Source organism: Mesorhizobium sp. P2_E9, from assembly GCF_056403815.1.
The window spans coordinates 40,359-66,127 of record NZ_JBFUET010000027.1 but is presented as its reverse complement, the minus strand read 5'-3'; the positions used below and the strand labels follow the sequence as shown (position 1 = coordinate 66,127).

32 protein-coding genes are annotated in these 25,769 nt (G+C 63.4%); 25 read left to right on the top strand and 7 right to left on the bottom strand.

The genetic code is table 11. The features are described 5' to 3' along the window. The first annotated feature begins 467 nt into the window (after positions 1-467). From AC1D05_RS33620 to AC1D05_RS33605, 4 genes are all read left to right on the top strand, one after another. Entirely contained in the window at positions 468-2,282 is a 1,815-nt protein-coding gene (locus tag AC1D05_RS33620) for a methyl-accepting chemotaxis protein (protein ID WP_477446995.1), read from the top strand. An 83-nt stretch (positions 2,283-2,365) separates the two neighbouring features. Next, positions 2,366-3,466 (top strand): hypothetical protein, encoded by a 1,101-nt coding sequence (locus AC1D05_RS33615; RefSeq protein WP_477446993.1) that lies wholly within the window; start codon positions 2,366-2,368, stop codon positions 3,464-3,466. A 94-nt stretch (positions 3,467-3,560) separates the two neighbouring features. Then, the gene (locus AC1D05_RS33610; RefSeq protein WP_477446991.1) at positions 3,561-4,172 is read left to right on the top strand and encodes a nucleoside triphosphate hydrolase; all 612 of its coding nucleotides are present in this window, start codon (positions 3,561-3,563) and stop codon (positions 4,170-4,172) included. Positions 4,173-4,265: 93 nt separating this feature from the next. Continuing rightward, a complete protein-coding gene (locus tag AC1D05_RS33605; protein ID WP_477446989.1) occupies positions 4,266-4,574 on the top strand; it encodes a hypothetical protein in 309 nt (102 codons plus the stop codon). A gap of 40 nt (positions 4,575-4,614) precedes the next feature. On the opposite strand, the gene AC1D05_RS33600 is transcribed toward AC1D05_RS33605, so the two are convergent. The 3 genes from AC1D05_RS33600 to AC1D05_RS33590 form a co-directional block, all read right to left on the bottom strand. Further along, positions 4,615-5,319, bottom strand: coding sequence for a glutathione S-transferase family protein (locus AC1D05_RS33600; protein ID WP_477446987.1), 705 nt, complete (start codon positions 5,317-5,319; stop codon positions 4,615-4,617). A 222-nt stretch (positions 5,320-5,541) separates the two neighbouring features. Beyond that, positions 5,542-6,750 carry a beta-ketoacyl-[acyl-carrier-protein] synthase family protein gene (locus AC1D05_RS33595; protein WP_477446985.1) on the bottom strand — a complete coding sequence of 403 codons (1,209 nt, stop codon included), beginning with the start codon at positions 6,748-6,750 and terminating at the stop codon, positions 5,542-5,544. Positions 6,751-6,754: 4 nt separating this feature from the next. After that, positions 6,755-7,009, bottom strand: a complete 255-nt coding sequence (locus AC1D05_RS33590) for an acyl carrier protein (RefSeq protein WP_095484608.1) — start codon at positions 7,007-7,009, stop codon at positions 6,755-6,757. A 202-nt stretch (positions 7,010-7,211) separates the two neighbouring features. Between AC1D05_RS33590 and AC1D05_RS33585 the strand changes: the two genes are divergently transcribed. From AC1D05_RS33585 to AC1D05_RS33565, 5 genes are read left to right on the top strand one after another with little or no spacing between them, the layout of a single operon-like run. After that, positions 7,212-8,054 (top strand): urease accessory protein UreD, encoded by an 843-nt coding sequence (locus tag AC1D05_RS33585; RefSeq protein ID WP_477446982.1) that lies wholly within the window; start codon positions 7,212-7,214, stop codon positions 8,052-8,054. A 28-nt stretch (positions 8,055-8,082) separates the two neighbouring features. Further along, a complete protein-coding gene (locus tag AC1D05_RS33580; protein ID WP_023693076.1) occupies positions 8,083-8,385 on the top strand; it encodes an urease subunit gamma in 303 nt (100 codons plus the stop codon). Between the two features lie 10 nt (positions 8,386-8,395). After that, on the top strand, positions 8,396-8,650 hold the full coding sequence (locus tag AC1D05_RS33575; RefSeq protein ID WP_140744074.1) for a DUF1272 domain-containing protein: 255 nt from the start codon (positions 8,396-8,398) through the stop codon (positions 8,648-8,650). A gap of 34 nt (positions 8,651-8,684) precedes the next feature. Beyond that, positions 8,685-9,272, top strand: a complete 588-nt coding sequence (locus AC1D05_RS33570; RefSeq protein WP_477446980.1) for a HupE/UreJ family protein — start codon at positions 8,685-8,687, stop codon at positions 9,270-9,272. Positions 9,273-9,278: 6 nt separating this feature from the next. Further along, positions 9,279-9,584: an urease subunit beta gene (locus AC1D05_RS33565; protein ID WP_477446978.1), complete on the top strand. Its 306-nt coding sequence runs from the start codon at positions 9,279-9,281 to the stop codon at positions 9,582-9,584. Positions 9,585-9,664: 80 nt separating this feature from the next. On the opposite strand, the gene AC1D05_RS33560 is transcribed toward AC1D05_RS33565, so the two are convergent. Continuing rightward, on the bottom strand, positions 9,665-10,159 hold the full coding sequence (locus AC1D05_RS33560) for a hypothetical protein (protein WP_477447001.1): 495 nt from the start codon (positions 10,157-10,159) through the stop codon (positions 9,665-9,667). Between the two features lie 114 nt (positions 10,160-10,273). Further along, a complete protein-coding gene (locus AC1D05_RS33555) occupies positions 10,274-10,651 on the bottom strand; it encodes a hypothetical protein (RefSeq protein ID WP_477446976.1) in 378 nt (125 codons plus the stop codon). 161 nt (positions 10,652-10,812) lie between these two features. On the opposite strand from AC1D05_RS33555, the gene ureC reads away from it, so the two are divergent. From ureC to AC1D05_RS33510, 9 genes are all read left to right on the top strand, one after another. Beyond that, a complete protein-coding gene (gene ureC / locus AC1D05_RS33550) occupies positions 10,813-12,525 on the top strand; it encodes an urease subunit alpha (protein ID WP_477446974.1) in 1,713 nt (570 codons plus the stop codon). A 31-nt stretch (positions 12,526-12,556) separates the two neighbouring features. Next, positions 12,557-12,991 carry a hypothetical protein gene (locus AC1D05_RS33545; RefSeq protein WP_477446972.1) on the top strand — a complete coding sequence of 145 codons (435 nt, stop codon included), beginning with the start codon at positions 12,557-12,559 and terminating at the stop codon, positions 12,989-12,991. Positions 12,992-13,026: 35 nt separating this feature from the next. Next, positions 13,027-13,620 carry a hypothetical protein gene (locus tag AC1D05_RS33540; protein ID WP_477446970.1) on the top strand — a complete coding sequence of 198 codons (594 nt, stop codon included), beginning with the start codon at positions 13,027-13,029 and terminating at the stop codon, positions 13,618-13,620. Positions 13,621-13,664: 44 nt separating this feature from the next. Then, complete coding sequence (locus AC1D05_RS33535; RefSeq protein WP_477446968.1) at positions 13,665-14,270, top strand: glutathione S-transferase family protein; 606 nt, start codon at positions 13,665-13,667, stop codon at positions 14,268-14,270. After that, positions 14,267-14,851 carry an urease accessory protein UreE gene (ureE, locus tag AC1D05_RS33530; protein ID WP_477446967.1) on the top strand — a complete coding sequence of 195 codons (585 nt, stop codon included), beginning with the start codon at positions 14,267-14,269 and terminating at the stop codon, positions 14,849-14,851. The genes AC1D05_RS33535 and ureE overlap by 4 nt, the downstream gene beginning before the upstream one ends. Beyond that, positions 14,844-15,515, top strand: coding sequence for an urease accessory protein UreF (locus tag AC1D05_RS33525; RefSeq protein ID WP_477446966.1), 672 nt, complete (start codon positions 14,844-14,846; stop codon positions 15,513-15,515). The genes ureE and AC1D05_RS33525 overlap by 8 nt, the downstream gene beginning before the upstream one ends. Then, complete coding sequence (locus AC1D05_RS33520) at positions 15,512-15,952, top strand: DUF3995 domain-containing protein (RefSeq protein WP_477446964.1); 441 nt, start codon at positions 15,512-15,514, stop codon at positions 15,950-15,952. Before AC1D05_RS33525 ends, AC1D05_RS33520 begins: the two co-directional genes overlap by 4 nt. Continuing rightward, the gene (ureG, locus tag AC1D05_RS33515; protein ID WP_477446962.1) at positions 15,949-16,590 is read left to right on the top strand and encodes an urease accessory protein UreG; all 642 of its coding nucleotides are present in this window, start codon (positions 15,949-15,951) and stop codon (positions 16,588-16,590) included. The genes AC1D05_RS33520 and ureG overlap by 4 nt, the downstream gene beginning before the upstream one ends. An 87-nt stretch (positions 16,591-16,677) precedes the next feature. Then, positions 16,678-17,445: a class II aldolase and adducin N-terminal domain-containing protein gene (locus AC1D05_RS33510; protein WP_477446960.1), complete on the top strand. Its 768-nt coding sequence runs from the start codon at positions 16,678-16,680 to the stop codon at positions 17,443-17,445. On the opposite strand, the gene AC1D05_RS33505 is transcribed toward AC1D05_RS33510, so the two are convergent. Continuing rightward, the gene (locus AC1D05_RS33505; RefSeq protein ID WP_477446958.1) at positions 17,442-18,074 is read right to left on the bottom strand and encodes an HAD family hydrolase; all 633 of its coding nucleotides are present in this window, start codon (positions 18,072-18,074) and stop codon (positions 17,442-17,444) included. The genes AC1D05_RS33510 and AC1D05_RS33505 overlap by 4 nt on opposite strands. Positions 18,075-18,319: 245 nt before the next feature. Between AC1D05_RS33505 and AC1D05_RS33500 the strand changes: the two genes are divergently transcribed. Further along, the gene (locus AC1D05_RS33500) at positions 18,320-19,279 is read left to right on the top strand and encodes a sugar-binding transcriptional regulator (RefSeq protein WP_477234524.1); all 960 of its coding nucleotides are present in this window, start codon (positions 18,320-18,322) and stop codon (positions 19,277-19,279) included. 58 nt (positions 19,280-19,337) lie between these two features. Here AC1D05_RS33500 and AC1D05_RS33495 read toward each other — a convergent pair whose 3' ends face one another. Then, positions 19,338-19,523: a hypothetical protein gene (locus AC1D05_RS33495; protein ID WP_095203037.1), complete on the bottom strand. Its 186-nt coding sequence runs from the start codon at positions 19,521-19,523 to the stop codon at positions 19,338-19,340. A 110-nt stretch (positions 19,524-19,633) separates the two neighbouring features. Between AC1D05_RS33495 and gcvA the strand changes: the two genes are divergently transcribed. From gcvA to AC1D05_RS33465, 6 genes are all read left to right on the top strand, one after another. Then, a complete protein-coding gene (gene gcvA, locus AC1D05_RS33490; protein WP_477446956.1) occupies positions 19,634-20,539 on the top strand; it encodes a transcriptional regulator GcvA in 906 nt (301 codons plus the stop codon). 222 nt (positions 20,540-20,761) lie between these two features. Then, positions 20,762-22,072 carry an ABC transporter substrate-binding protein gene (locus AC1D05_RS33485; protein WP_477446954.1) on the top strand — a complete coding sequence of 437 codons (1,311 nt, stop codon included), beginning with the start codon at positions 20,762-20,764 and terminating at the stop codon, positions 22,070-22,072. 140 nt (positions 22,073-22,212) lie between these two features. Next, complete coding sequence (locus AC1D05_RS33480; RefSeq protein ID WP_477446952.1) at positions 22,213-23,085, top strand: carbohydrate ABC transporter permease; 873 nt, start codon at positions 22,213-22,215, stop codon at positions 23,083-23,085. An 11-nt stretch (positions 23,086-23,096) separates the two neighbouring features. Further along, positions 23,097-23,921, top strand: coding sequence for a carbohydrate ABC transporter permease (locus tag AC1D05_RS33475; protein WP_477446950.1), 825 nt, complete (start codon positions 23,097-23,099; stop codon positions 23,919-23,921). 51 nt (positions 23,922-23,972) lie between these two features. Continuing rightward, positions 23,973-24,971 carry an ABC transporter ATP-binding protein gene (locus AC1D05_RS33470; protein WP_477446948.1) on the top strand — a complete coding sequence of 333 codons (999 nt, stop codon included), beginning with the start codon at positions 23,973-23,975 and terminating at the stop codon, positions 24,969-24,971. A 2-nt stretch (positions 24,972-24,973) separates the two neighbouring features. Next, a complete protein-coding gene (locus AC1D05_RS33465) occupies positions 24,974-25,744 on the top strand; it encodes an L-iditol 2-dehydrogenase (RefSeq protein WP_477446999.1) in 771 nt (256 codons plus the stop codon). The last annotated feature ends 25 nt before the right edge of the window (positions 25,745-25,769 follow it).

Genomic DNA, 25,769 nt, shown 5'->3' with positions numbered 1-25,769 from the left:
ACTCCACAAATGATCCTGTTCACGGTAACCTGCCTTGTACGTACGGTTGGAACCAAGCGACTTTTCGGTCGTGCGTGACGAAGGCGAAGATCCCAAGCTCTCCCGCGGTTGTAACCTCAGGTGGTACGGGCGACTTCGCCAAGCCAAGGTCCGGCTGGCCGGCCGGACCTTGGCTCAATCGCTTCAATCCCACGAAATCTCTCTCGTGTAGATACAAGGTGGCTCGGCGAAGCCGAGACGGAGTGGGGGTCGACCGTGCAGCATAAGACAATGCATGCGCCAAGCTGCCCATGCACGCTATCGCCAAAGACCAGCTGCTTGGAAATGTATGCACGCCGTAGCCACTCCCGTGGGGGCGAGGGACTTGAGCCTGTATCCGCCCCGAAATCGCCCGTTTCCTATCTTTCCTTGCCAAAACCGCGTTTCCTGTGGGAAGGGGCGTGGCATCGGCTGGCTTGGGGGGTGGCATGACTGACATCGGGGCCGGGGGCGCAGCGCCCTCGCTTATCAAGGCATCGCTCAGCCGCACCGGCAAATGGGCCGGCAGCGTCGCTTTCATCAGCGGCGCCGTTGGCGACGTGCTCAATCCGCTGGCGCCGTTCGCCGCCTATATCGCGCTGGTCGCGGCGGTAGCGGCGGCCATCATCGCCATTGCCATCGTGCTGCGGCTGGTGCTGGCGGCCAAGGCGCTGCCGGCGCTGGTGTTCGCCACCAGTGCGGCGGCGGTCGCCGGCGGTGTCTATGCCGTGCAGCAGGAGACCAATTCGCAGAACGGGGTGATCGCCGGCCTGGTGCCGGCGATCGCGCAGCTGCAGCAGTCGATCGGCATCGTCTCCGAAAAGGTGGCGAAGATCGAGCAGACGGTCACGCAGACGCAGAAGACCGTCGAAGAGGTCAAGAAATCGACCGACACGGTGGCACAGAAGACCAAGCAGATCGCATCCGCCCAGCAGCAACAGACGCAGCAGGGAGCCGAGACGCAAAAAACCGTCGAGGCGGTCAAGCAGACGACCGAGACGCTCGCCGCCGGTCAGCAACAGCAGCAGGCCCAGACGGAAAAGCTGCAGGCGACGACCGAGCAGATCGCCGCCTCGATCGACACCATCGCCAAAGGGTTTGCCCAGCTCGCGGCGCAGGGCGGGGCGATCGCCGAGCCAAAGCGGCCGGATGAGTTCTACCACAATGCCCGCGTCTACGAATTGTCGGGCGACATGCTCAATGCAAGGCGCTCCTATCTTGCCTTTGCCGGCTTCGATGTTGATGCCATCGATCCCTATACGCGCTTTGCCACGCTGCTCAGGGTCCAGGACGGCAAGGCCGGCGCCCGTGAAGTGTTCGGCCAGCTGGCGGAGAAGGCCAAGGCGCCGTCGATCAAGCTCGTCCACCTGCTGCAGTTCGACGACGCCCAGCGGCTCGGCAAGCTCAACGCCTTCATCGCGGCCAATCCCGACTACGCGCCGGCCTATTACCTCAAGGCGCAGGAGTTTTCGGAAGACCGCCTCGGCAGCCAGACGCTGGCCGACAAGCGCAACGAGGCCCAGGCGCTGACCAAATTCGTCTCCTACGAAAAGGATGGCGGGCTGCTCAAATATTTCGTCGACCAGACGCAGCTGGCCGACTGGCTGGACCGCAGCCGCAGCCGGCTGGCAGCGCTTGGCGACGTGCTCGACCCTGCCCGCTTCGCACCTTCGCTGACGCCGATGCGCTCCAACCAGGGCTGGTCGATGACCATCTCGCTGCCCGAGCCGGCGACCGCGATTTCCTGGCGTCTTGGCAGCAGCGGTCCCTTCACCGACACCGGTTTCCTGGCGATGAAGGACCCGACCACCGGCAAGCCGATGGCCAATCCGAGCTTCGAATTGCCCGACAGCGCGGCGGCGACCACGATCGGCATAAAATATCTCGACATCAGGGGCCGCGAGACCGGTCCGTTCGACATAAGCTTCGACCCGGATGCCGCGCTGCAGCAAGGTGACAAGCAGATCCTCGACCAGTTTTGGACGTCGTGGATCGCCTTCGATTCCGGCGGCAATCACGGCCTGGTCTATTTCACCCAGATGCTGTCCTACCGCTGCGCCATCAAGGAGGTGCGCTACAGCCTGAACGGTGCCGCGCTCGACAAGTCGCTCGAGATACCGCCTTGCGACAAGAAGGACCCCTACGCCATCCCCTACGACGCCAAGGGCTATTTCAAGGTTGCCGACAGCGTGAAGTCGATGTCGGTGCAGGTCACCTACACCGACGGGACGAAATCGCCGGTGCGGGAATACAAGCGCCAGTAGCTGATGCGAAATGCCGGCTGCGGTGCTTGCGCAACGGACGCCGAAAGAGTTCTGTTTGCGCCTTCAGATTCGGTGAGAGCGCAATGACCATCAGCACGATCAAGGCCCGGGGAATTTCGGTTTCGCTCGACCTCACCGTCGGCCATATCGCCGACATGGTCGTCGAGAGCGGCGGACGCCAGCTGAGGCCGCTGCACCGTGCGCCCTGGGTTGATGCCGGCGAGGCACTGCCGCGGGACCTGCCGCAAGGCACGGTCCGGCTGTCCGGCGATTTCCTGTGCGCGCCGTTTTCGCGCAGCGATGTCGAGGAGGCGCCGCTGCATGGCTGGACCGCCAACAGCGCCTGGGATGTCACCGAGAGCGGCGCGACGGATGGCGGATGGCGCGCGGTCTTCCGGCTGCGGCACAAGGTCATGGGCGCCAGCGTCGACAAGATCTTCACGCTGATCGACGACCATCCCTTCCTCTATCAGGAGCATGTGTTTTCCGGCGGGTCCGGCGCGATTTCCGTCGCCCACCACCCTATGACGGTGATGAAGGGCGGCGGCCGGCTGGCCTTTTCGCGCAAGCGCTTTGCCGCGACACTGGCCGATCCGCTGGAGCCGGACCCCGCGCGCGGCCGCTTCATGCTGGCCTATCCGGCGCGGTCCACCGACCTCAACCACTTTCCCACCGCCGCCGGCGGCACGGCCGACCTGACGAACTATCGCATGGACGACCGGCGCGAGGATTTCATCACCCTGATCGAGGCCGACCATGGCGGACCGGGCTGGACGGCGCTGGCGCGCCAGGCCGAGGACGATCTGGTGCTGGTGCTGAAAAACCCGACCGAGCTGCCGATCACCATGCTGTGGTTGAGCAATGGCGGGCGCGACTACGCGCCTTGGAGCGGCCGGCATCTCGGCGTGCTCGGTATCGAGGACGGCCGCGCCGGCGTCGGCCATGCCGCCTCGATCGGCGACAACTGGCTGAAGCGCGAAGGCGTGGCAACCGCCTTTGCGCTTGGCGAAGGCCATAGCTTTTCGTTCCGCCACGTCATCGGCGCCGTGCCTTTGTCCGGCGGCATCCCGCCGCAAGAAATCATCACCGCCGACGGCCAGATGCGGCTCTCGGCCGGCGGCTCCACCAGGGACGTGCCGTTCGACAGCGCGTTCCTGCGCATCGGTAAACCGGTTGCCGCCTGAGCAGGGATTGCGCCAGCGGGGTTTGAAATTCCCGTCGACTGCCGCCAAGATGCGGCGCAACATCGTGCCGATCATCAGGGCAAGTGAGGTTCCCATGTCCGAAATCGCCCACCTCGCCGCCGCCATCTTCAAACGCGCCGGCAAGGCAAAGCGCTTCATCGTCGCCATTGCCGGGCCGCCGGGGTCGGGGAAGTCGACGCTGTCGGCAAGCCTGCATGACCTTTTGCCGGAAGGGGCGGTGGAAGTCGTGCCGATGGACGGCTTCCACTATGACGACATCGTGCTCAACGCGCGCGGCCTGCGGGCGCGCAAGGGCGCACCGGAGACCTTCGACTTCGCTGGTTTCGAAACCCTGATGAAGCGCATCCGGGCCGGCGAACCCGATATCGCCATTCCCGTCTTCGACCGCAGCATGGAACTGTCGCGCGCCGCCGCGGCAATCGTCGGCACCGAGACCAAGTTCATCCTGGTCGAAGGCAATTACCTGCTGCTCGACGAGGAGCCGTGGTCGCGGCTGGCGCCGCTGTTCGATTTCTCGATCTTCGTCGACGTGCCGCGCAATGAGCTCGAGCGCCGGCTGATGGAGCGCTGGCACGGCCATGGGCGTTCGGATGAGGATGCGCGCGCCTGGATCGCCTCCAACGACATGCCCAACATCGAACGCGTGCTGGCCCGGCGCCGGGCCGCCGACCTGGTCATTGGTTAACACGCTTAATTTTCGGTATTTTTTGACGGGAACCTTAAGAGTTTCGCGCCGTTATGCCTGATAACCCGTTTGTCCGGCGTAAGGGATTTTCCGATGGCAACCAAGGCAAAAAAACCCGCAAAAACGAGGCCTGCGAAGGCAACTCAGGCGAAAGCCGGTGCTGGCCCAGCGATTGCCGAACGCTCAAAAGACGCCAAGGGCGCTTTCGGCAAGGCCGCACCCAGAAAGGTCGTACCGGCCGCGAAGACCGCCAGTCCGCGTAAACAGGCAGCGGCCAAGCCCGGTGCAGTCCGGACGGCGGCGAATATTGCAGCCGGCGCGGTGGTCGCCACCGCTCGGGGCGCTGCGTCGCTCGCAGCCTCCGTGATGGGCAGAGGCGGTTCGAAGGCCAAAGCGAAGTAGCAGGCCAGCTAGGCAATCGCCCTATAGAGACGGGCTCGTTTCAGCCCCTTGCCGGAATGGTCAGGCCCTTCTGCACCGCCGGCCGGGCCAGGCCGCGCTCCAGCCATGCAGCGACATTGGCGAAATCATCGAAACCAACGAGGTCGCGCGCTTCGTAGAAGCCGATCAAATTGCGCACCCAGCCGAGCAGCGAGATGTCGGCGATGGTGTAGTCGTTGTCCATGATCCATTTGCGGCCCTTGAGCCTGCGGTCAAGCACGCCGAGCAGACGCCGCGATTCGTCGCGATAGCGCTCCAGCGGCCGTTTGTCTGCAATCTCGCGGCCGGCGAATTTGTGGAAGAAGCCGACCTGGCCGAACATCGGCCCGACCGAGGCCATCTGGAAGAACACCCACTGGATCGTCTCGTAGCGCCGCGCCGCGTCGACGGGCATGAGCAGGCCAGTCTTTTCGGCGAGGTAGAGCAGGATGGCGCCGGATTCGAACAGGCCGATCGGCTTGCCGTCCGGGCCGTTCGGATCGATGATCGCCGGAATCTTGCCATTGGGATTGAGCGACAGGAACTCCGGCGTCCAGCTTTCGTCCTTGCCGATGTTGACCAGATGCGGCTCATAGGGCAGGCCGATCTCTTCCAGGGCGATCGATACCTTCACGCCGTTCGGCGTCGTTGCCGAATAGAGCTGGATCAGGTCGGGATGTTTGGCCGGCCAACGGGTGGTGATCGGAAAGGCGGACAGGTCGGCCATCGAGAAACTCCTGAGCGGGGGATTTGCACCGGGGGGGCGGTGTTGGCGGGTCGGCCAAGAATTAGGCGCACGACACGACGTGATCAATATGGCGGCGACAGTTTCGCCATGCACGGACAGTCAATCGAATGGAACGCGGGGGGAGATGCGACCGTGCGCCGGGCAGCTATTAAGCGCCCGGGCAGGTAGCAACCGCCCCGGGGCGGTGGTGACCGCCCGGGATCAAATTGCCTTGAACGCCAGCACCGCATTGGTGCCGCCGAAGGCGAAACCGTTGCTGATCGCGGCGCGCACCTTGCGCTCGCGCGCGACATTGGGCGTCACATCGAGATCGCAATCGGGATCGGGTTCGCGGTAATTCGCGGTCGGCGGCACGAGGCCTTCGCGGATGGCCATGACGCAGGCGATCATCTCCAGTCCGCCCGACGCACCCAGGCAATGGGCATGCATCGACTTGGTCGAGGAGATCGACAGCGCGCGCGCATGCTCGCCAAAGACGCGCTTGATCGCAGTGGTCTCGATCTGGTCGTTGGCCTTGGTGCCGGTGCCATGGGCGTTGAGATAATCGATGTCTTCAGGATTGAGGCCAGCATCGGCGAGGCAGAAGCGCATGGCGGCTTCCGGTCCCTCGATGGTCGGGGCGACGATGTCGGAGGCATCGGCCGAAAGGCCGGCGCCGGCGATTTCGGCGAGGATGGTAGCGCCACGCGCCATGGCGTGATCGTAGCTTTCCAGAACCGCCATGCCGGCGCCTTCGCCGAGCACCAGGCCCTGGCGGTCGGCCGAGAATGGCCGGCAGGTGTCGGGCGACAGCACGCGCAATGCCTCCCAGCCCTTGAGCACACCCCAGACCAGCGGCGCATCGGTGCCGCCGGCCACCATGACATCGGCGCGGCCGAGCCTGATCTGGTCGACAGCCGAGGCGATGGCGTGGTTGGCCGACGAGCAGGCTGAAGTGACGCCGAACACCGGCCCACGCAGACCAAGGTGCATGCTGACCTGGCCGGAGGCGGCGCCCGGCATGACCCGGGGCACGGTGAAGATGCCGGCGCGATTCTTGCCCTCTACCAGGATGGCGCGATAGTTCTCCTCGACCGTCTCAAAGCCGCAGACGCCAACGCCGACAATGGTTCCCATGCGATAGGTGTTGTCGGCATGGGCCGCCAATCCGGACTGTTGCATGGCTTCGCGGGCGGCAATCACCGCCAGCAGGCTGAAGCGGTCCATCGACACCAGCTGCTTGCGCTCGATGCCATGATCGGGCAGCGCCTTGACCTCGCAGCCAGTCCTGACCTTCAGATCGTGCAAGGAATGATTTTCGATCGGGCCTATGGCCGAACGGCCAGCGCGCATCTCACCCCAGATTGCCGGCGCATTGGTGCCGAGCCCGCATATCCCGCCAAGGCCGGTGATGACGACGCGTTTCAGCATTTGGTCAGGCTTTTTTCGCGATCAGCGCGCGAACGGCCTCGACCATGTCGCCGACATTCTTCAGATTGCTCCAGGCATCGACGGTGTTCATCTCGATCTCGATGCCATATTGCTCCTCGAGGTCGAAGATGATCTCCGTCAACTCGAGCGAATGGATGCCGAGCGACGTCAATTCGGTGGTGGTGGTGATTTCCTCACCGCCCGGCTCGGCATGGGCCTTGATCTTCTCGATGATATCCGTTGCCAGTTGGTCGGCCATTCGGTCTCTTCCCCACTTTGTCGTTTTCCGACGCCAACTGAATAGCGCCTTCTTGTCCTCGATATCAGGCCGCGATCATCGCCTTCTACCCCCGCCAAGCATCGCCTGACCGTACCGAGGTGGCTCCCTCTATAGAAACGGAAACGCCATCAAGCAACAAGCTTCATATCGACAAAACCGCCACAGTGCTTAACCTGACGGGGTGGATACGATCGAATATACAAAGTTTTCGGCCCCTTTGGCCCAGCGCGCCGTGGGTCTGGCCCAGCTGGGCTGCGCCAGCGTCGACGGCCGCACGCGGCTGCGGCGCCTCTACCAGGACGGCTCCGCCAAGATAAGGCTGCCGGCGGTTTCGGCCGATCCGCTGGAGGCGGTGTTGATCAACACCGCCGGCGGGCTGACCGGCGGCGACCGTATCGGTTGGGATGTGGATGTCGGCGCCGAAGCCTCGGCGTCGATAACGACCCAGGCCTGCGAGAAGATCTACCGCGCCGCATCCGACCATGCCCAGGTGCGGGTCAGGCTGAGCGTCGGCGAAAATGGCCGCATCGCCTGGCTGCCGCAGGAAACCATCGTCTTCGACCGGGCGGCCTTTGCCCGCACATTGGATGTCGAGCTTGCCGCGGGGGCAGAGGCGCTGGTGCTGGAGGCGACCGTCTTCGGCCGCCTGGCCATGGGCGAACGCGCCGTGCAAGGCAGTTTTCACGACCGCTGGCGTGTTCGCCAGGATGGTGTCCTCATCCATGCGGAGGATTTCCGCATCGGACCCGACATCACTGGCGCCCTGGCACGCGCGGCCACCGCCGGCGGCGCAATCGCGGTGGCAACTCTGCTGCTGGTGTCGCCGCGGGCCGAGGCTCTGCTCGACCCGGTCCGGCAGATCGTCGGCGACCAGGGCGGCGCCAGCGCCTGGAGCGTGAAGGCATCTGGCAAGCTTCTTGCGAGGCTTTATGCCGGGGACGGCTACCAGCTGCGCCAAAGGCTGGTTCCGCTCGTCGGATTGCTCAACGGAAGGGCGGGACTGCCCAAATTATGGTCACTGTGATTCTGTCTGCCTCATCTTTGGAAACCGCATGAACCTGACGCCGAGGGAAAAAGACAAGCTGCTGATCGCCATGGCGGCGATCGTGGCACGCAAGCGGCTGGAGCGCGGCGTCAAGCTCAACCATCCGGAAGCCATCGCGCTGATCACCGATTTCGTCGTCGAAGGCGCCCGCGACGGCCGCCCGGTGGCCGAACTGATGGAGGCCGGCGCGCATGTCGTCACCCGCGCGCAGGTGATGGAGGGCATCGCCGAAATGATCCATGACGTGCAGGTGGAAGCGACCTTCCCCGACGGCACCAAACTGGTGACCGTGCACGAGCCCATCAGGTGAGGAGACCGGGATGCTTGAGCTGCGCCCCAACTGCGAATGCTGCGACAAGGACCTGCCGCCCGAGGCGGCGGATGCGCTGATCTGCACCTTCGAGTGCACTTTCTGCGCCGATTGCGTGGAACACGTGCTGGACGGCGTCTGCCCCAATTGCGGTGGCAATTTTTCGGCCCGGCCGATCCGTCCCGCCGCGATGCTGAAGAAATATCCGGCTTCGACCAAGCGCGTCCTCAAGGCAGAGGGCTGCGGCCCGCGCAAAGCCGCTTGAATACCGTGACACTGGAAACGGAAGGCAAAGAGAAATGATCCCTGCCAAACGACTGTCCCTCTCGGCGATCCTGTTTCTGGCCGCGGCCATGCCCGCCTACGCCCATGTCGGCATCGGTACGACGTCGTCCTTCACCGCCGGCTTCACGCATCCGCTGTCCGGCCTCGATCATATGACTGTGATGATCGCGGTCGGGTTTTGGGCGGCCCTCAAGGGCGGCAGGGCGATCTGGGCGTGGCCGGCCGCCTTTGTCTGCGTCATGCTTGGCGGCGCTGCCCTTGGCATGGCGCATGTGCCGGTGCCCTTCGTCGAGCCTGGCATACTGGCCTCCGTCGTGGCGCTTGGCCTGCTGGTGGCGCTGGCCATCGATCTGCCCGTCTCGGCCGGTGTCGCCATTATCGGCCTGTTCGCGCTGTTCCACGGTCACGCCCATGGCACCGAAGTGCCTGAAAATGCCGGCGGCCTTGAATACATGGCCGGCTTTGCCGTCGCCACAGCGCTGCTTCATGCCACCGGCATCGCCGCCGGCCTGAGCCTCGGTCTCAGGTTCCGTGGTCTGGCGCGTGTCGCGGGTGCGGCCTGCGCGGCGATCGGCGTCGGCCTCGCCTTCGGCGTCGTGTGATCTCAGATGATCCCCGGTGAAATCATCCCCCTTCAAGGCGACATCGAGCTCAACAAGGGTTTGCCGACCGTCACCCTGAAAGTCGCCAACAGTGGCGACCGGCCGATCCAGGTCGGCAGCCACTACCATTTCTTCGAGACCAATGAGGGGCTGAAATTCGACCGCGAACAGGCGCGCGGCATGCGCCTCGACATCGCCGCCGGCACCGCCATGCGCTTCGAACCGGGACAGGAACGCGACGTCACGCTGGTGCCGCTCGGCGGCAAGCGCGAGGTCTATGGATTCCAGCAGAAGGTGATGGGCAAGCTGTGAGACCGGTGGTGTCTCATGCATGGCGTGCAAGGATGGCGGTCGGCTTCGAGGCAAGCCTGAAAGCAGGCGGTGCTATCGGTTCAGTCGGACGGCTTGGCGGCCGCATAGATGACGATCTTTCCGGGGTCGTCGAACTCGACGGCGAGAATGTCCTGCGCAGCCACGCGCCGCGAATCGATGGCGTTGAAGAGCAGGGCGTTGGCCTCGATCTCCTTGCGCAATTCCGCGACATCGTCCCGATGCTGCCGGACCTTGTTCTGGATGATTGGGGGCGGACCGCCTTCGCTGCGCGCGGAGTCGGTCAGGAACACGATATCGACCTTGTCGAGCTTGGAGGTCTTGCGCACCGTGCTGATGTTGTCACGCGTGCGGTCGATCGCCGAACTGACTTTTCCGATTTCGGCTGTTGTCTTGGCCTGTTCCTCGTTGATTTGCGAGCCGACGATGCGGTCGACAGTCTCCGGGCTTTCAAGGCCCTGCGCGTTCAACGCGGCCTGAGGCAAGCTCGCTGCCAGGAACGCAGCCGCCGCGACGGCATGCAACCATCGGACGTCGGGCACAGTGGTGGAGGTCATCATTCGCTTTCGCAGTTTGTTTCAACAATCAGGAAGCGAAACGACTCCAACCCTGCCACGGTTCCCTTCGCGATACGGCCAGCGGGCCGGATACCGGCCCGCCACGCCGCTTCGTCAGCTGGCCTTCTTGGTGATCAGGGTCAGCGCGCCGTTGGGCTCCATGCTGGCCGCGACCACCTGCGCCGAGGTCATTCCCTTGGCCTCGAGGGCGGACTTCACCTTGGGGGTGGCGTCGATCGAGCTGCGCAGCTTCTGCAGGCCTTCATCGCCACGCTGGGCGATGACCTGATTGACCTGCGTCTGGGTGTCCTTTGGCAACTCGGTGATGTCGACAATGTTGACGCTCTGGATCGCCGGCGCGGCCTGCTGACCGCCAGGGGCGGGCGTGGTCGGAGCGGGGGCAGGCGTGGCCGGAGCAGGCTGCTGCTGGGCACTGGCGGCACCGGCCAGCATCAGGCTGGCAACGGCTGCAAGAATTATCGTTTTGCGCATGGATTTTCCTTCCATCGATTTGGCAAACGGTCGTTTTGGGGTGGCCTGCCAACCTCAACCGCCAAATGGGATCAGAAGGTGTCGCCGAGCGGGTCATTGCGTGACCATTGGATGGCGGCAATGTGCAGTTCAACCACATCGCATTTCGGGAGCAATCGCTGATGGCCAGAATCTCGCGTGCCGCCTACGCCCAGATGTACGGCCCGACCGTCGGCGACAAGGTCAGGCTGGCCGACACCGAACTCTTCATCGAGGTTGAAAAGGACCTCACCATTCACGGTGAAGAAGTGAAATTCGGCGGCGGCAAGGTGATCCGCGACGGCATGGGCCAAAGCCAGGTGTCCCGCGCCCAGGGCGCGGTCGATACCGTCATCACCAACGCCCTGGTAGTCGACGCCAGCGCCGGTATCTTCAAGGCCGATATCGGCCTCAGGGATGGCCGCATAGCGGCCATCGGCAAGGCCGGCAATCCGGACATGCAAGATGGCGTCACCATCATCATCGGTCCCGGCACCGAAATCATCGCCGGCGAAGGCAAGATCCTGACCGCCGGCGGCTTCGACGCGCATATCCACTTCATCTGCCCGCAGCAGATCGAGGAAGCGCTGATGAGCGGCATCACCACCATGCTTGGCGGCGGCACCGGCCCGGCGCATGGCACGCTGGCCACCACCTGCACGCCAGGCCCCTGGCACATGGCGCGTATGATCCAGTCCTTCGATGCCTTTCCGATGAATATTGGCCTGTCGGGCAAGGGCAACGCGTCGTTGCCGGCGGCACTGGAGGAAATGGTGCTGGGCGGCGCCTGCTCGCTGAAGCTGCATGAGGATTGGGGCACGACGCCGGCTGCCATCGACTGCTGCCTGTCGGTGGCCGATGACTACGACGTGCAGGTGATGATCCACACCGATACGCTGAACGAATCCGGCTTCGTCGAAAACACGGTGGCGGCGATCAAGGGCCGAACCATCCACGCCTTCCATACCGAGGGCGCGGGCGGCGGCCATGCACCTGATATCATCAAGGTCTGCGGCCTGCCCAACGTCATCCCGTCGTCGACCAACCCGACACGACCCTACACCGTCAACACGCTGGCCGAACATCTCGACATGCTGATGGTCTGCCACCATCTGTCGCCGTCGATCCCCGAAGACATCGCCTTTGCCGAGAGCCGCATCCGCAAGGAGACGATCGCGGCGGAGGATATTTTGCACGACATCGGCGCCTTCTCGATCATCTCGTCGGACAGCCAGGCCATGGGCCGTGTCGGTGAAGTGGCGATCCGCACCTGGCAGACCGCCGACAAGATGAAGCGCCAGCGCGGCTCGCTGCCGCAGGAAACCGGCAACAACGACAATTTCCGCGTCCGCCGCTACATCGCTAAATACACCATCAATCCGGCCATCGCGCATGGGCTGTCGAAAGACATCGGCTCGATCGCCGTCGGCAAACGCGCCGACCTGGTGCTGTGGAACCCGGCCTTCTTCGGCGTCAAGCCGGACATGGTGCTGATCGGCGGCATGATCGCCGCCGCCCCGATGGGCGACCCCAACGCCTCGATCCCAACCCCGCAGCCGATGCATTACCGGCCGATGTTCGGCGCCTATGGCAAGGCCAGAACCAATTCGTCGGTGACCTTCGTTTCGAAGGCGGCACTCGAGTCGGGCCTGCATGGCCGGCTTGGCGTCGACAAGCAGTTCGTCGCCGTCGAAAACACCCGCGGCGGCATTGGCAAGCACTCGATGGTGCTCAATGACGCGACGCCGCATGTCGAGGTCGATCCCGAGACATACGAAGTCCGTGCCGACGGTGAATTGCTGACCTGCGAGCCGGCGACAGTGCTGCCGATGGCGCAGCGGTATTTTCTGTTTTAGGGTTGGTGCGCCACGAAACATCGGACGCATCATGGACGAGCAAAAGAAACTGGCCTTAATTTCAAGGATGGGCGCGCTGCAGAAATACAATGGCGGCGTTGCTCCGCTCGCTATGCCCCTTGTTACATTGGAAGAATATTTCGATGGGGCGGGAGGCGAAGCCGGACTGCTGTGCAATAGCCCGGAGGCGCCCGACAATGACACGGTTCTAGCCGCATTTCGATCGATACGTGAAAGACCCGAAGTTCACGACGTCCGGATAGCAATCGTGCAGTGCGATAATGGAGAATGGCCGTTCTCCGACAAGGTCGTCATCACAACGCGCGCCAGCGAAGAACATGTGATTGGCTTGCTGCCATCAGGCTTTGAGCCGGACGAAACCTGGGAGGGAGATGTAGACCACCTACCCGCCGAGCAGATTGAGGTTCCGGCCGGTTACCGAAAGCTATGGCTCTGGTATGATTGATGCCGCTTCTATCAAGCAGCTCGTAGAACAGACGAATGGCCACTGAACTCGCCTCTCCCCACGACATCTTCCCGCATATCCGCATCGTCATGGGCATGGTGATCGGGCTTGGTGTCGCCCGCCTGCTGTCGGGGGTGGCGCGCATCGTCCAGCATCCCGGCCAATACCGGCTCTATCCCGTGCACCTGGCCTGGGTCGCCTCGGTGCTGTTGATGCTGGTGCATTTCTGGTGGTGGGAGTTCGGGCTCTACGCCATCGAGACCTGGACCTTCGGCAAATACCTGTTCATCATCTTCTACGCGATCACGCTGTTCCTGCTCTGCGCGCTGCTGTTTCCGGATTCGATGCTGGACTACACCAGCTATGAGGATTTCTTCTATTCGCGCCGGGGCTGGTTCTTCGGCCTGCTGGCCGCGACCTATCTGCTCGACGTCATCGATACGCTGCTGAAAGGGCCGGAGCATTTCGCTCGCTTCGGCAACGAATACCTGTTCCGCACACCGGTCTTCGTGGCACTGTGCATTGCCGCGATCGTGGTGCGCGACCGCCGCTTCCACATCGCCTTCGTCGCGGCGGCGCTGATCTACCAGATATCGTTCATCCTGCGGCTGTTCGACACGATCGTATGACCATAGCGGATGGTCTAGAGTCCAGGGAAAGGCAGGATTTTAGCATGTACAAGGCCATCGGATCACGTGGATCCCGGGTCAGCCGCGTTCTCTGGATGCTCGAGGAACTCGGGCAGCCCTATGAATTCGTCGAAGTGAAACTGCGCTCGCCGGAAGCCTATGCGCTCAACCCGTCGGGCAAGGTGCCGATCCTCATCGACGGCGAGCTGACGGTGACGGATTCGGCGGCGATCTGCGTCTATCTCGCGGACAAGCACGCCGACAAAGGCATGGGCGCCAATCCGGGTGTCGCCGGCCGTGCCGAGATGGATTCCTGGATGCATTTTGCCCAGAGCGAGTTCGAGGCGCCGCTGTGGAACAAGCTGCGCCACCGCTTCCTGCTGCCCAGGGAAATGCGGGTCGATGTCGGCCCCGCGGCGGCCTATGATTTCGCTTCGGAGGCCAAGGCGCTGGACAGTCGGCTTGGCGACAAAACGTTTGCGCTCGGCGAGCGGTTTTCCGCCGTCGACGTGCTGCTAGGCGACATGGGCAGTTGGGCCCGTGCCGGAAAATTTCCGATCGAGTCCGAGCGCGTCAACGCCTATTTCGACCGCGTTCTGGCGCGGCCCGCCCGTGCGCGGGCGCAGGCCAACGGAGGCTCCCTGAAATGAAGCTCAACCTCAACACCGACTTCACCAAATTCCCGCGCGCCGTCTCCGTGCTCCCGGCTGGCAGTGTGGGATCCACAGCGCCCTCCGGCCAAGCGGTTCTCCCTCACGACGAGCGGCATCTGCGCCGCCGCGCCATCGAATTGTCCGACGGCAGCAAGGTTCTGGTCGACCTGCCCGAGCCCGTTGCCCTGAACGATGGCGACCGTCTGGTGCTGGAGGATGGCCGTCATGTCGAGATCCTTGCCGCGCCGGAAGAGGTCTATGACATCCGCGCCCGCGACGGCGTGCATCTGACCGAACTCGCCTGGCATATCGGCAACCGTCACCTCGCGGCAGGCATCGAGGCGGATCGCATCGTCATCCTGCGCGATCACGTCATCAAGGCGATGCTGGAGGGGCTTGGCGCCACGGTGCGCGAGGTCTCCGAACCATTCAAGCCGGTGCGTGGCGCCTATTCCGGGCACGGCCACGATCACAGCCATGCCGAGGCGCATGCGCATAGTCACGGTGAGGCACATTCCCACGCGCACAGCGAATCGCATTCTCATTCGCACGCCGGCCACCACCACGATCATGACTGACCAGCCTTCGAACATCGCCCTGCTGCGGCTGATGGCGTGGCTGTCGCCGGCTTTTCCGGTCGGCGGCTTTGCCTACAGCCACGGCCTGGAGCGCGCGGTGCATGACGGGTTGGTGAGCGATGCCGCCAGCCTTGCCGGCTGGTTGGAAACGCTGGTTGAAATGGGTTCAGGCTGGAACGATGCGGTGCTGTTTGCCGAGAGCTGGCGCTGTGCACGCCACGCCGGCGATCTCGACGACGTCGCCGCACTGGCCGAAGCGCTCGCCGGCTCACGCGAGCGCCACACCGAGACCATGCTGCAAGGTTCAGCCTTCCTGAAGGCTGCCGCCGCCTGGCCCAATCCGGTGCAGGAGCGCTTGCCGGCCGAATGCGCCTATTGCGTCGCTGTCGGCGCCATTGCCGGCGGCAATGGCATTGCGCTGCAGGACGCGCTATCCGCCTTCCTGCAAGCCTTCTTCTCCAACCTCGTCCAGGCGGCGATCAGGCTCGGTGTCGTCGGCCAGAGCGAGGCCACCACACTGCTGGCCGGCTTCGAACCGTTGGCGCTCTCGACCGCAGCCCGCGCGTCCCGATCGACGTTGGACGATCTCGGCGGCTGTGCCTTCGTCTCCGACGTCGTGGCGATGAAGCACGAAACCCAGTACTCGCGGCTGTTCCGCTCATGATCCTCCTCGCCTTTGCACTGTCCATTGTCCTGCTGCTGATCACGGCGCTGCATGTCTATTGGGGCATTGGCGGCATCTGGCCGGGGAGGGATGCAGCCTCCTGCGCCCGCGCGGTTGTCGGTTTTCGCGGCGTCGATGAAATGCCGACGCCCTTCGCCAGTTTCGCCGTTGCCGCCTGTCTCGGCCTGGCGACGCTGTGGCCGCTGGCGCTCATCGGCTTCTTTGCCTCGCCCTTCCCAAGGGAAGGCCTTGCCGCCACTGCGCTGCTCATCGGCTTGGTGTTCCTCGGGCGCGGTATCGTCGGCTTCACGCCGTGGTGGCGGCGGCTGGCGCCCGAGCAGCCTTTCGCGCGGCTCGATGTCAGTTATTATTCGCCGCTCTGCCTGCTGATCGGGCTAGGCTTCGCCACCCTCGCCATCATGGAGTTCCCGACATGACCCAAGCTAACGGCCCTCTTCGCATCGGCATTGGCGGCCCTGTCGGTTCCGGCAAGACGACGCTCACCGAAAAACTCTGCAAGGCGCTGCGCGACGAATTCTCGATCGCGGTCGTCACCAACGATATCTACACCAGGGAAGACGCCATGATGCTGGCTCGGCTGCAGGCGCTGCCGGAAGACCGGATCGTCGGCGTCGAGACCGGCGGCTGCCCGCATACGGCCATCCGCGAGGACGCTTCGATCAATCTGCAGGCGATCGCCGAACTCAACCGGAAATTCCCCGATCTCGACATCATCTTCATCGAATCCGGCGGTGACAACCTGGCCGCCACCTTCTCGCCGGACCTTGCGGACCTGACGCTCTATGTCATCTCGGTCTGCCAGGGCGAGGAAATCCCGCGCAAGGGCGGGCCGGCGATCACCCGCTCCGATTTCCTGGTCATCAACAAGAGCGACCTCGCGCCTTATGTGAACGTCAACCTAGACGTGATGGAGAGCGACGCTGGCCGCATGCGCGGCAAGCGGCCGTTCGGCTTCACCGATCTGTCGCGCGGCAAGGGGCTGCAGGAGGTCATCGATTTCATCGTCGAGCATGGCGGGCTGAGGACCGTCACTGCCGCCAGCACGGCCGCCTGACAGCCGGCAGTTTCTCCCTGCACCAACCGAAACCCGTTGCGGGCAGCCGTCGGTCACGGCATTCTTGCCAAAACCGGAGGATTTTCGATGAGCATCGCCCGCCTGCAGAAGGAAACGCTGACCAACCTGCCCTTCTATGAGGAGCGCGTCGATCTCGCCGCGGCCTTCCGCTGGACGGCACGGCTCAACATGCATGAGGCGGTGGCCAATCATTTCTCGCTGTCGGTCAACGAGGACGGCACGCAGTTCCTGATGAATCCCAACCAGGTGCATTTCTCGCGCATCAAGGCGAGTGACCTGCTGCTGATTGACGCCAACGATCCCGAAACGCTGACCGGCCCCAACGCGCCCGATCCGACCGCCTGGGGCCTGCACAGCGCCATCCACCGCAACGTGCCGCATGCGCGCTGCGCCATGCATGTGCATTCCATCCACGCCACGGTGCTGGCCTCGCTTGCGGATTCAACTCTGCCGCCGATCGACCAGAATTCGGCGATGTTCTTCAACCGCCATGTCGTCGACGCCCATTATGGCGGGTTGGCCTTCGAGGAAGAGGGCGAGCGCTGCTCGCAGCTTCTCACCGATCCCAAGGTCAAGGTGATGGTGATGGGCAATCACGGCGTGATGGTGATCGGCGACACCGTCGCCGATGCCTTCAACCGCATGTTCTATTTCGAGCGTGCCGCCGAGACCTACATCAAGGCGCTGTGGACCGGCCGGCCGCTGCGCACGCTGTCCGACTCGATCGCCGAGAAAGCGGCGAGCGAAATGGATGATTATCCCGGCCAGGCCGAGCGTCATCTCGCCGAGCTGAAGGCGATCCTCGACGAGCAGGAACCCGTCTACCGGAATTAAAGACCGAGTTCAGCCCGCAATTCCTCGGCGCTGTTGATGACGATAGCGCCTGGCGGTCCTTCCATAGGCTTTTCCGGCCAGAAGATCGTCTTCATGCCCGCGGCCAGCCCCGCCATGGCGCCCGGCCAGCTGTCATCGACAGCGACCGCGTGCGCGGGATCGACGTCAGCCAGATAGGCGGCGCGCAGGAAGGGTTCGGCGTGCGGTTTGCCCTCCCGCACGTCGTTGCGGCTGATCGTCTTCATGCCGGGATAGAAGAGGCCGACCATGCGCAGATTGGCGTCGACGATCATCCGGTCCGAATTGGAGACCACCGCCTGCTGCACGCCAAGCGCTCGTAATTCGTTGAAGACCTCGATCGCGCCGGGGCGCGGCTTCAGGCCTTCGACCAGCGGCAGATAATGCTCGTATTTGCGCATGATCCAATCGTCGAAGGGAAGATCGAGGCCGAATTCGTCGCGCATCATCTCGTAGACCGGCCAGGCGGCGACGCCGAGCACACGCTCATGCAGGTCGGCAGGCGGCTTGAGACCGACATTGCGCATCGCCGCCACCAGGGCCGCCTCGTGCAGCGGCTCGCTGTCGACCAGCGTGCCGTCCATGTCCCAGAAAACCGCCTTCGGTGTCATGCAGCGCTCCTTTTGCCATCCCCTTAAAGGGTTTGCGCCGGGAGATAAACCGTCGGGATCACAGAACGTGGCTGCTACCGGAACCAAAGCCGCTTTGCTTTCAGCGATCAGAGATTATCGGCGGGGCAATCTCAATCTCGCAGTTGCGAACAATTGCCCTTGATATTGACAATTGCGCAGACTGCCGTTCCCTGCGAAACTAAGAGCGGACCGCCTTGATGACCGGCGGCTTTGGGAGGCAGGACGTGAATACCCGGCAGGATGGCGGCAGCAACAGGCTGGACGACGCGGCGCGCGCCGGCTGGCTTTATTATGTTGCCGGCAACACACAGGACCAGATTGCCGCCACGCTCGGCATTTCGCGGCAGACGGCGCAGCGGCTGGTGTCGCTGGCGGTGTCGGAGGGCCTGATCAAGGTTCGTGTCGACCATCCGATCGCCAACTGCCTTGACCTGGCGGCCCGGCTGAGATCGCGCTTCGCGCTCGATCTGGTCGAGGTGGTGCCGAGCGACCCGAATTCATCCTCGACAACCATCGGCATCGCCGAGGCGGCGGCCGCCGAGATCGAGCGGCGGCTGCGCTCGCCAACGCCGATCGTCATGGGCATTGGCACCGGGCGCACGCTGAAGGCGGCGATCGAACAATTGCCGCCGATGGAATGCCCGCAGCACAAGGTGGTGTCGTTGACCGGCAACATCTCGCCAGACGGCTCGGCCGCCTTCTACAACGTCATCTTCACCATGGCCGACAGGGTCAAGGCGCGCTCCTTCCCGATGCCGCTGCCGGTCATCGCCTCCTCGCCGCAAGAGCGTGAGATGCTGCTCAACCAGCCGATGATCCAGCCGACGCTGGCGCTTGCCGCCGAGGCCGACGTCACCTTCATCGGCATCGGTGATCTCGGCCCGAAGGCGCCGCTCTATGAGGACGGCTTCATTTCCGAAAGCGAGTTGAAGGCACTGCAGAAGGCAGGCGGCATCGCCGAGATCGTCGGCTGGGTGTTCGACAGGGAAGGCCGCATGATCGAGGGCATCACCAATGACCGGGTGTCGTCGGCGTCCCTGCCGTCGCGCGAAAAATCGCTGGTCATTGCGCTCGCCATGGGCGAGCGCAAGCTGCCAGGAATCCTGGCGGCCGTGAATCGCCGGCTGGTCAATGGGCTCATCACCGATGAGCGGACGGCGACCGCTTTGCTGGCCAGCGTCTGATCCGAAATCGCAGCCGCTCGTCGAGTGCGGCCGCTGCTTTGCGATAAAGCCAACAAGTCTATCTGTGCCTGCCAAAGGGGTCGTTGCCATCAAGGAAACCGACGTCGCGCTGCAGATGCGGCGACAGGTCCCTGATGTCGAGGTGCGCCCTTTTTCTGATCGCGAACCAGCCGAATCCGTCCGTTAGCCACGAAATCCAACGGTGATCCGGAGCGGGAGTGCATTTTTGCTGCGCCATGGTCATGATCGTGAACCTTCGCTATCCTGAACCCGAAAGACGGGTTGACACTGAATGTCGGTCTTGCCGGCCAGCTTTGCCAATCGAACGTCGATAAGGACCCATAAGGAGGCCTTATGCCCGATCTGAGCTCGCCACAGCTTTCGCAACTCCCGCCGCTGCAAGCGATCCGGGTGTTCGAAGCGGTGGCGCGGCATCTTTCCTTCACCAAGGCCGCCGTGGAACTCGGCATGACACAGGCTGCCGTCAGCTATCAGATCAAGGTGCTAGAAGAGCGCGTCGGTTCACCGCTGTTCCTGCGCCGGCCGCGGCAGATCGAGTTGACCGAAGCCGGCCAACGGCTGGCGCCGGCGGTCAGCGAGGCCTTTGCCATTCTTGGCCAGGCCTATGCCGCGGCGCGCGGCGGCGCGGACGGGCTGTTGTGCGTCACCACGGTGCTGACCTTTGCCTCGAACTGGCTGGCCCACCGGCTGGGCTCGTTCCAGCTCGCGCATCCCGCGCTTGCCGTGCGGCTGGAGACATCGAGCCGGCTGACGGATTTCGCGCGTGAGGATACCGATATCGCCATCCGCTCGGGCGGTGGCAAATGGCCGGGCCTGGAGGCGCATAAGCTGCTCGATGCCGATTTCACGCCGATGCTAAGTCCCACGCTCGCGGCGAGCATTGGCGGCGTCAACGAGCCGGCCGATCTGTTGCGCCTGCCGATCCTGGATCCTGGCGACATCTGGTGGACGGAGTGGTTTTCGGCCGCCGGCGTGCACGCGCACGACCTTGCTAAGCGTCCCGGCAGCAGCATGGGCGCGCAGGCCTACGAGGCCAATGCGGCCATTGCCGGTCATGGCGTGGCGATCCTGACCCGGGCACTGTTCAAGGCTGAACTCGCCGATGGCCGCCTGGTCCAGCCTTTCGACCTGGTCGGCGACGACGGCCATGCCTACTGGCTGGTCTATCCCGAAGCGCGCCGCAACGTGCCGAAGATCCGCGCCTTCCGCGACTGGCTGCTGGCCGAGATCGCCTGCTGACAGGCGCTTTCCACCCGATCCAGGCATCCAGGCCTTCTTGTCCTCATCCCTGATGTCCGGCACGGGCGCGGCCTGTCGCCGTAAATTTCCATGCGTCCGTCGCGCGCCGGCCAGGCCTAGTGCTGCGCTGCAGCATCGAATCCGGCTTGACATAATTCACACCAAGTGAGTAATTGCTCAAAGCCAAGGCAAATGCTCATCTTGGTTCATGGGAGGAATTTGATGAAACTGCGCACGCTCACCCTGGGCTTGTTGTCGGCCAGCGCTCTCGCTTTTGCCGCACACGCCGAATCCATCACCATCGCCACCGTCAACAATGGCGATATGGTCCGCATGCAGAAGCTGACCGAAGACTTCACCAAGGCTAACCCCGACATCCAGCTCAACTGGGTCACACTTGAAGAGAACGTGCTGCGCGAGCGCGTCACCACCGACATTGCAACCAAAGGTGGCCAGTATGACGTGATGACCATCGGCACCTACGAGGTTCCGATCTGGGCCAAGCAGAGTTGGCTGTTGCCGCTCGACAAGCTCGGCGACGACTATGACGCCAAGGACATCATCCCGGCCATCGCCGGCGGCCTTTCGGTCGACGGCAAGCTCTATGCCGCGCCCTTCTACGGCGAAAGCTCCTTCGTCATGTACCGCAAGGATTTGATGGACAAGGCTGGGCTGAAGATGCCCGACGCACCGACCTGGGACTTCATCCGCCAGGCAGCCGACAAGATGACCGACCGCGCCAATGGCGTGAACGGCGTGTGCCTGCGCGGCAAGGCCGGCTGGGGCGAGAACATGGCCTTCCTGACCGCCATGTCGAACTCCTTCGGCGCCCGCTGGTTCGACGAGAACTGGAAGCCGCAGTTCGACCAGCCGGAATGGAAGAAGACGCTGCAGTTCTATGTCGACCTGATGAAGGCCGACGGCCCCGAGGGCGCGTCCTCCAACGGCTTCAACGAAAACCTGGCGCTGTTCCAGCAGGGCAAGTGCGGCATGTGGATCGACGCCACCGTCGCGGCGTCCTTCGTTTCGGATCCGAAGAACTCGACCGTCGCCGACAAGGTTGGCTATGCGCTCGCTCCCGACAATGGGCTCGGCAAGCGCGGCAACTGGCTGTGGGCGTGGTCGCTGGCCATTCCGGCCGGCACGCAGAAGGCTGACGCCGCCGAGAAGTTCGTTTCGTGGGCGACCAGCAAGCACTATGCCGAGCTCGTCGCTTCGAAGGAAGGCTGGGCCAACGTTCCTCCGGGCACGCGCTCCTCGCTCTACGCCAATGCCGAGTACCAGAAGGCAGCTCCGTTCGCCAAGATGACGCTCGACTCGATCAATGCCGCCGACCCGACGCATCCGACCGTCAAGCCGGTGCCTTACGTCGGCGTCCAGTTCGTCGCCATCCCTGAGTTCCAGGGCCTTGGCACCACTGTCGGCCAGCTCTTCTCGGCGGCTCTTGCCGGCCAGTCGAGCGTCGACGACGCGCTGAAGCAGGCCCAGGATGCCGCCACCGCGGCAATGACCGAAGGCGGCTATATCAAGTAAGGCTCCTCCCGGTGCCGAATGCCGGTCGCACACCATGACCGGCAATGGCCGCCCGAGTCCCAGTTCGGGCGGCCATCTACACAATCCTGGAAAACCTGGCACAACTCTAAAAATCTAGCTGAACTTGGAGGGTGACCGTCATGGCTACTCAGCAGACCCGTTCGCTTGCCCGTTTCATGATGGCGCCATCCGTTGTGCTGCTGTTCGTCTGGATGATCGTGCCGCTGGTCATCACCATCTGGTTCTCCTTCCAGCAGTACAATCCGCTCAATCCGATCCGCGATGGCTTCGTCGGGTTATCCAACTACGCGCTGTTCTATTCCAACCCCGCCTTCCTGCAATCGATCCTCAACACGCTCACGCTGGTGGTCAGCGTGCTGTTGATCACGGTGATCGGGGGGATCCTGCTGGCGCTTCTGATCGACCAGCCGATGTGGGGACAGGGGATCGTGCGCATCCTCGTCATCTCGCCGTTCTTCGTCATGCCGCCAGTGGCCGCATTGGTCTGGAAGAACATGATCATGCACCCGCAATATGGGGTGTTCGCCGACATAGCGCGCTTCTTCGGGGCACAGCCGATCGACTGGTTCGGGCAGCATCCGATGACGGCGATCATCATCATCGTCGCCTGGCAATGGCTGCCTTTCGCGACACTGATCCTGTTGACCGCACTGCAATCGCTCGACGGCGAGCAGAAGGAGGCCGCGGAGATGGACGGCGCCGGCTTCGTCAGCCGCTTCATCCATCTGACGCTGCCGCACATGTCGCGCGCCATCACCGTGGTCATCCTGATCCAGACCATCTTCCTGCTCTCGGTCTATGCCGAGATCCTGGTCACCACCAATGGCGGCCCCGGCTACGCCTCCACCAACCTGCCCTTCCTCGTCTACCAGAAGGCGCTGCTGGAGTTCAAAATCGGCCAGGCATCCGCGGGCGGTGTGATCGCCGTCATTCTCGCCAACATCGTCGCCTTCTTCGCCATGCGCGCAGTCGGCAAGAACCTGGACAAGTAAGGGAGGATACGATGGCACGCTCAGTCACCACCCAGCACAAGACGATCGCAACGGTTGCGGCCTGGATCGTCGCTTTGCTGATCTTCTTCCCGATCCTCTATACGATCATCACCTCGTTCAAGTCGGAACAGGAGGCGATCCAGGGCTTCAACCTGATCCCGTCGGGAACATTCGAGAGCTATACCGAGGTTCAGGCGCAGAGCGGCTACTTCAAGTTCTTCTTCAATTCGGTGCTGCTCTCGGTCGGCTCGACCATTCTGGCCCTGCTCGTCGCCATTCCGGCGGCATGGTCGATGGCCTTCTCGCCGACCAAGCGGACCAAGGACATATTGATGTGGATGCTATCCACCAAGATGATGCCCGCGGTCGCCGTGCTGTTCCCGATCTACCTGATCTTCCGCAATCTCGGACTGCTCGACAGCCGTATCGGCCTGATGGTCATGCTGATGCTGATCAACCTGCCGATCGTGGTTTGGATGCTCTACACCTACTTCCGCGAAATCCCCGGCGAGATCCTGGAAGCGGCCCGTATGGACGGCGCCTCGCTGTGGAACGAGATCATCTATGTGCTCACACCCATGGCGGTGCCGGGCATCGCCTCGACCATGCTGCTCAACATCATCCTGGCCTGGAACGAAGCGTTCTGGACGATCCGCCTGACGACCACGGAAGCTGCACCGCTGACCGCCTTCATCAGTTCCTTCTCCAGCCCGCAAGGCCTGTTCTGGGCCAAGCTTTCGGCTGCCTCGACTTTGGCGATCGCGCCGATCCTGATCATGGGCTGGTTCAGCCAGAAGCAGCTGGTGCGCGGCCTGACATTCGGTGCGGTGAAGTAACGGACGTTGCCTGAAGCAATCAGCAGGACATAACCCCTCGGGGAGGAAACCATGGGAAACATCACGCTCAAGAACGTCTCCAAATCCTTCGGAGCGACGTCCATCATCCCCGGCCTGGACCTGGTGATCGAGAATGGCGAGTTCGTCGTCTTCGTCGGCCCGTCGGGTTGCGGCAAGTCGACGCTGCTGCGCCTGATCGCCGGGCTGGAGGACACCAGCGGCGGCAGCATCAACATCGACGGCCGTGACGTCACCGGCGAAGCACCGGCCAAGCGCAAGCTAGCCATGGTGTTCCAGTCCTACGCGCTCTATCCGCACATGACGGTGGCGAAGAACATCGGCTTCCCGCTGAAGATGGCCGGCGAAGACAAGGCCACCATCGAAAAGAAGGTGGGAGACGCGGCGCGCGTGCTCAACCTTACGAACTACCTGGAACGCCGGCCCGGCCAGCTTTCCGGCGGCCAGCGCCAGCGCGTCGCCATCGGTCGTGCCATCGTGCGTCAGCCGACCGCCTTCCTGTTCGACGAACCGCTGTCCAACCTCGACGCCGCACTGCGCGGCACCATGCGGCTGGAGATCAGCGAACTGCATCATCAGCTCAAGACCACCATGATCTACGTCACCCACGACCAGGTCGAAGCGATGACCATGGCCGACAAGATCGTGGTGCTGAATGCCGGCAATATCGAGCAGGTCGGCTCGCCGATGGAACTCTACAAGACGCCGAAGAACCTGTTCGTCGCCGGCTTCATCGGCTCGCCGAAAATGAACCTCATCGAGGGCGCGCCGGCCGCCAAATATGGCGCCAAGACCATCGGCATCCGTCCGGAACACATGGAAATCTCGACCACGGCGGGCGAATGGAAGGCCACTGTCGGCGTTGCCGAGCATCTCGGATCCGACACGTTCCTGCACGTTCAAGCTGACGGCGTCGGGCCGCTGACGGTGCGCGCCGATGGCGAGCTCGCCGTCCATCACGGCGACACCATCTACCTGACGCCCGACAAGGCCAAGCTGCATCGCTTCGGTGCCGACGGAAAGGCAATGTGAGCATGCGCCTGGCCGGCAAATCGGCGCTGATCACGGGTTCGGCCCGTGGCATCGGCAAAGCGTTTGCCGAGGCTTATGCGCGCGAGGGTGCGACCGTTGCCATTGCCGACATCAATCTCGAGGCTGCCGAAAAGACGGCGGCGGAGATCGGCGGCAAAGCCTATGCCGTGAAACTCGATGTCACCGACCAGGCATCGATCGACGCCGCGGTGGAGGCGGTGGAGAGCAAGGCCGGCGGCCTCGACATCTTGATCAACAACGCCGCCTTGTTCGACCTGGCGCCGATCGTCGAGATATCCAGGGCAAGTTACGAGAAACTGTTCTCCGTCAATGTCGCCGGCACGCTGTTCATGCTGCAGGCCGCCGCCCGATCGATGATCGCGCGGGGCAAGGGCGGCAGGATCATCAATATTGCAAGCCAGGCCGGACGGCGTGGTGAGCCGCTGGTGGCTGTGTACTGCGCCACCAAGGCCGCGGTCATTTCGCTGACCCAGTCGGCGGGACTCGACCTGATCAAGCACCACATCAACGTCAACGGTATCGCACCCGGTGTCGTCGACAGCGATATGTGGGATGAGGTCGATGCCCTGTTCGCCAAATACGAGAACCGGCCGAAGGGCGAGAAGAAGAGACTGGTTGGCGAGGGCGTCCCTTACGGTCGCATGGGCAAGCCGGAAGATCTCGCCGGCATGGCTGTCTTCCTGGCCAGCGATGAGTCCGAATACATCGTCGCCCAGACCTACAATGTCGATGGCGGCCAGTGGATGAGTTGAGGGGGGCCGGCCTCTGCTTCTCGTT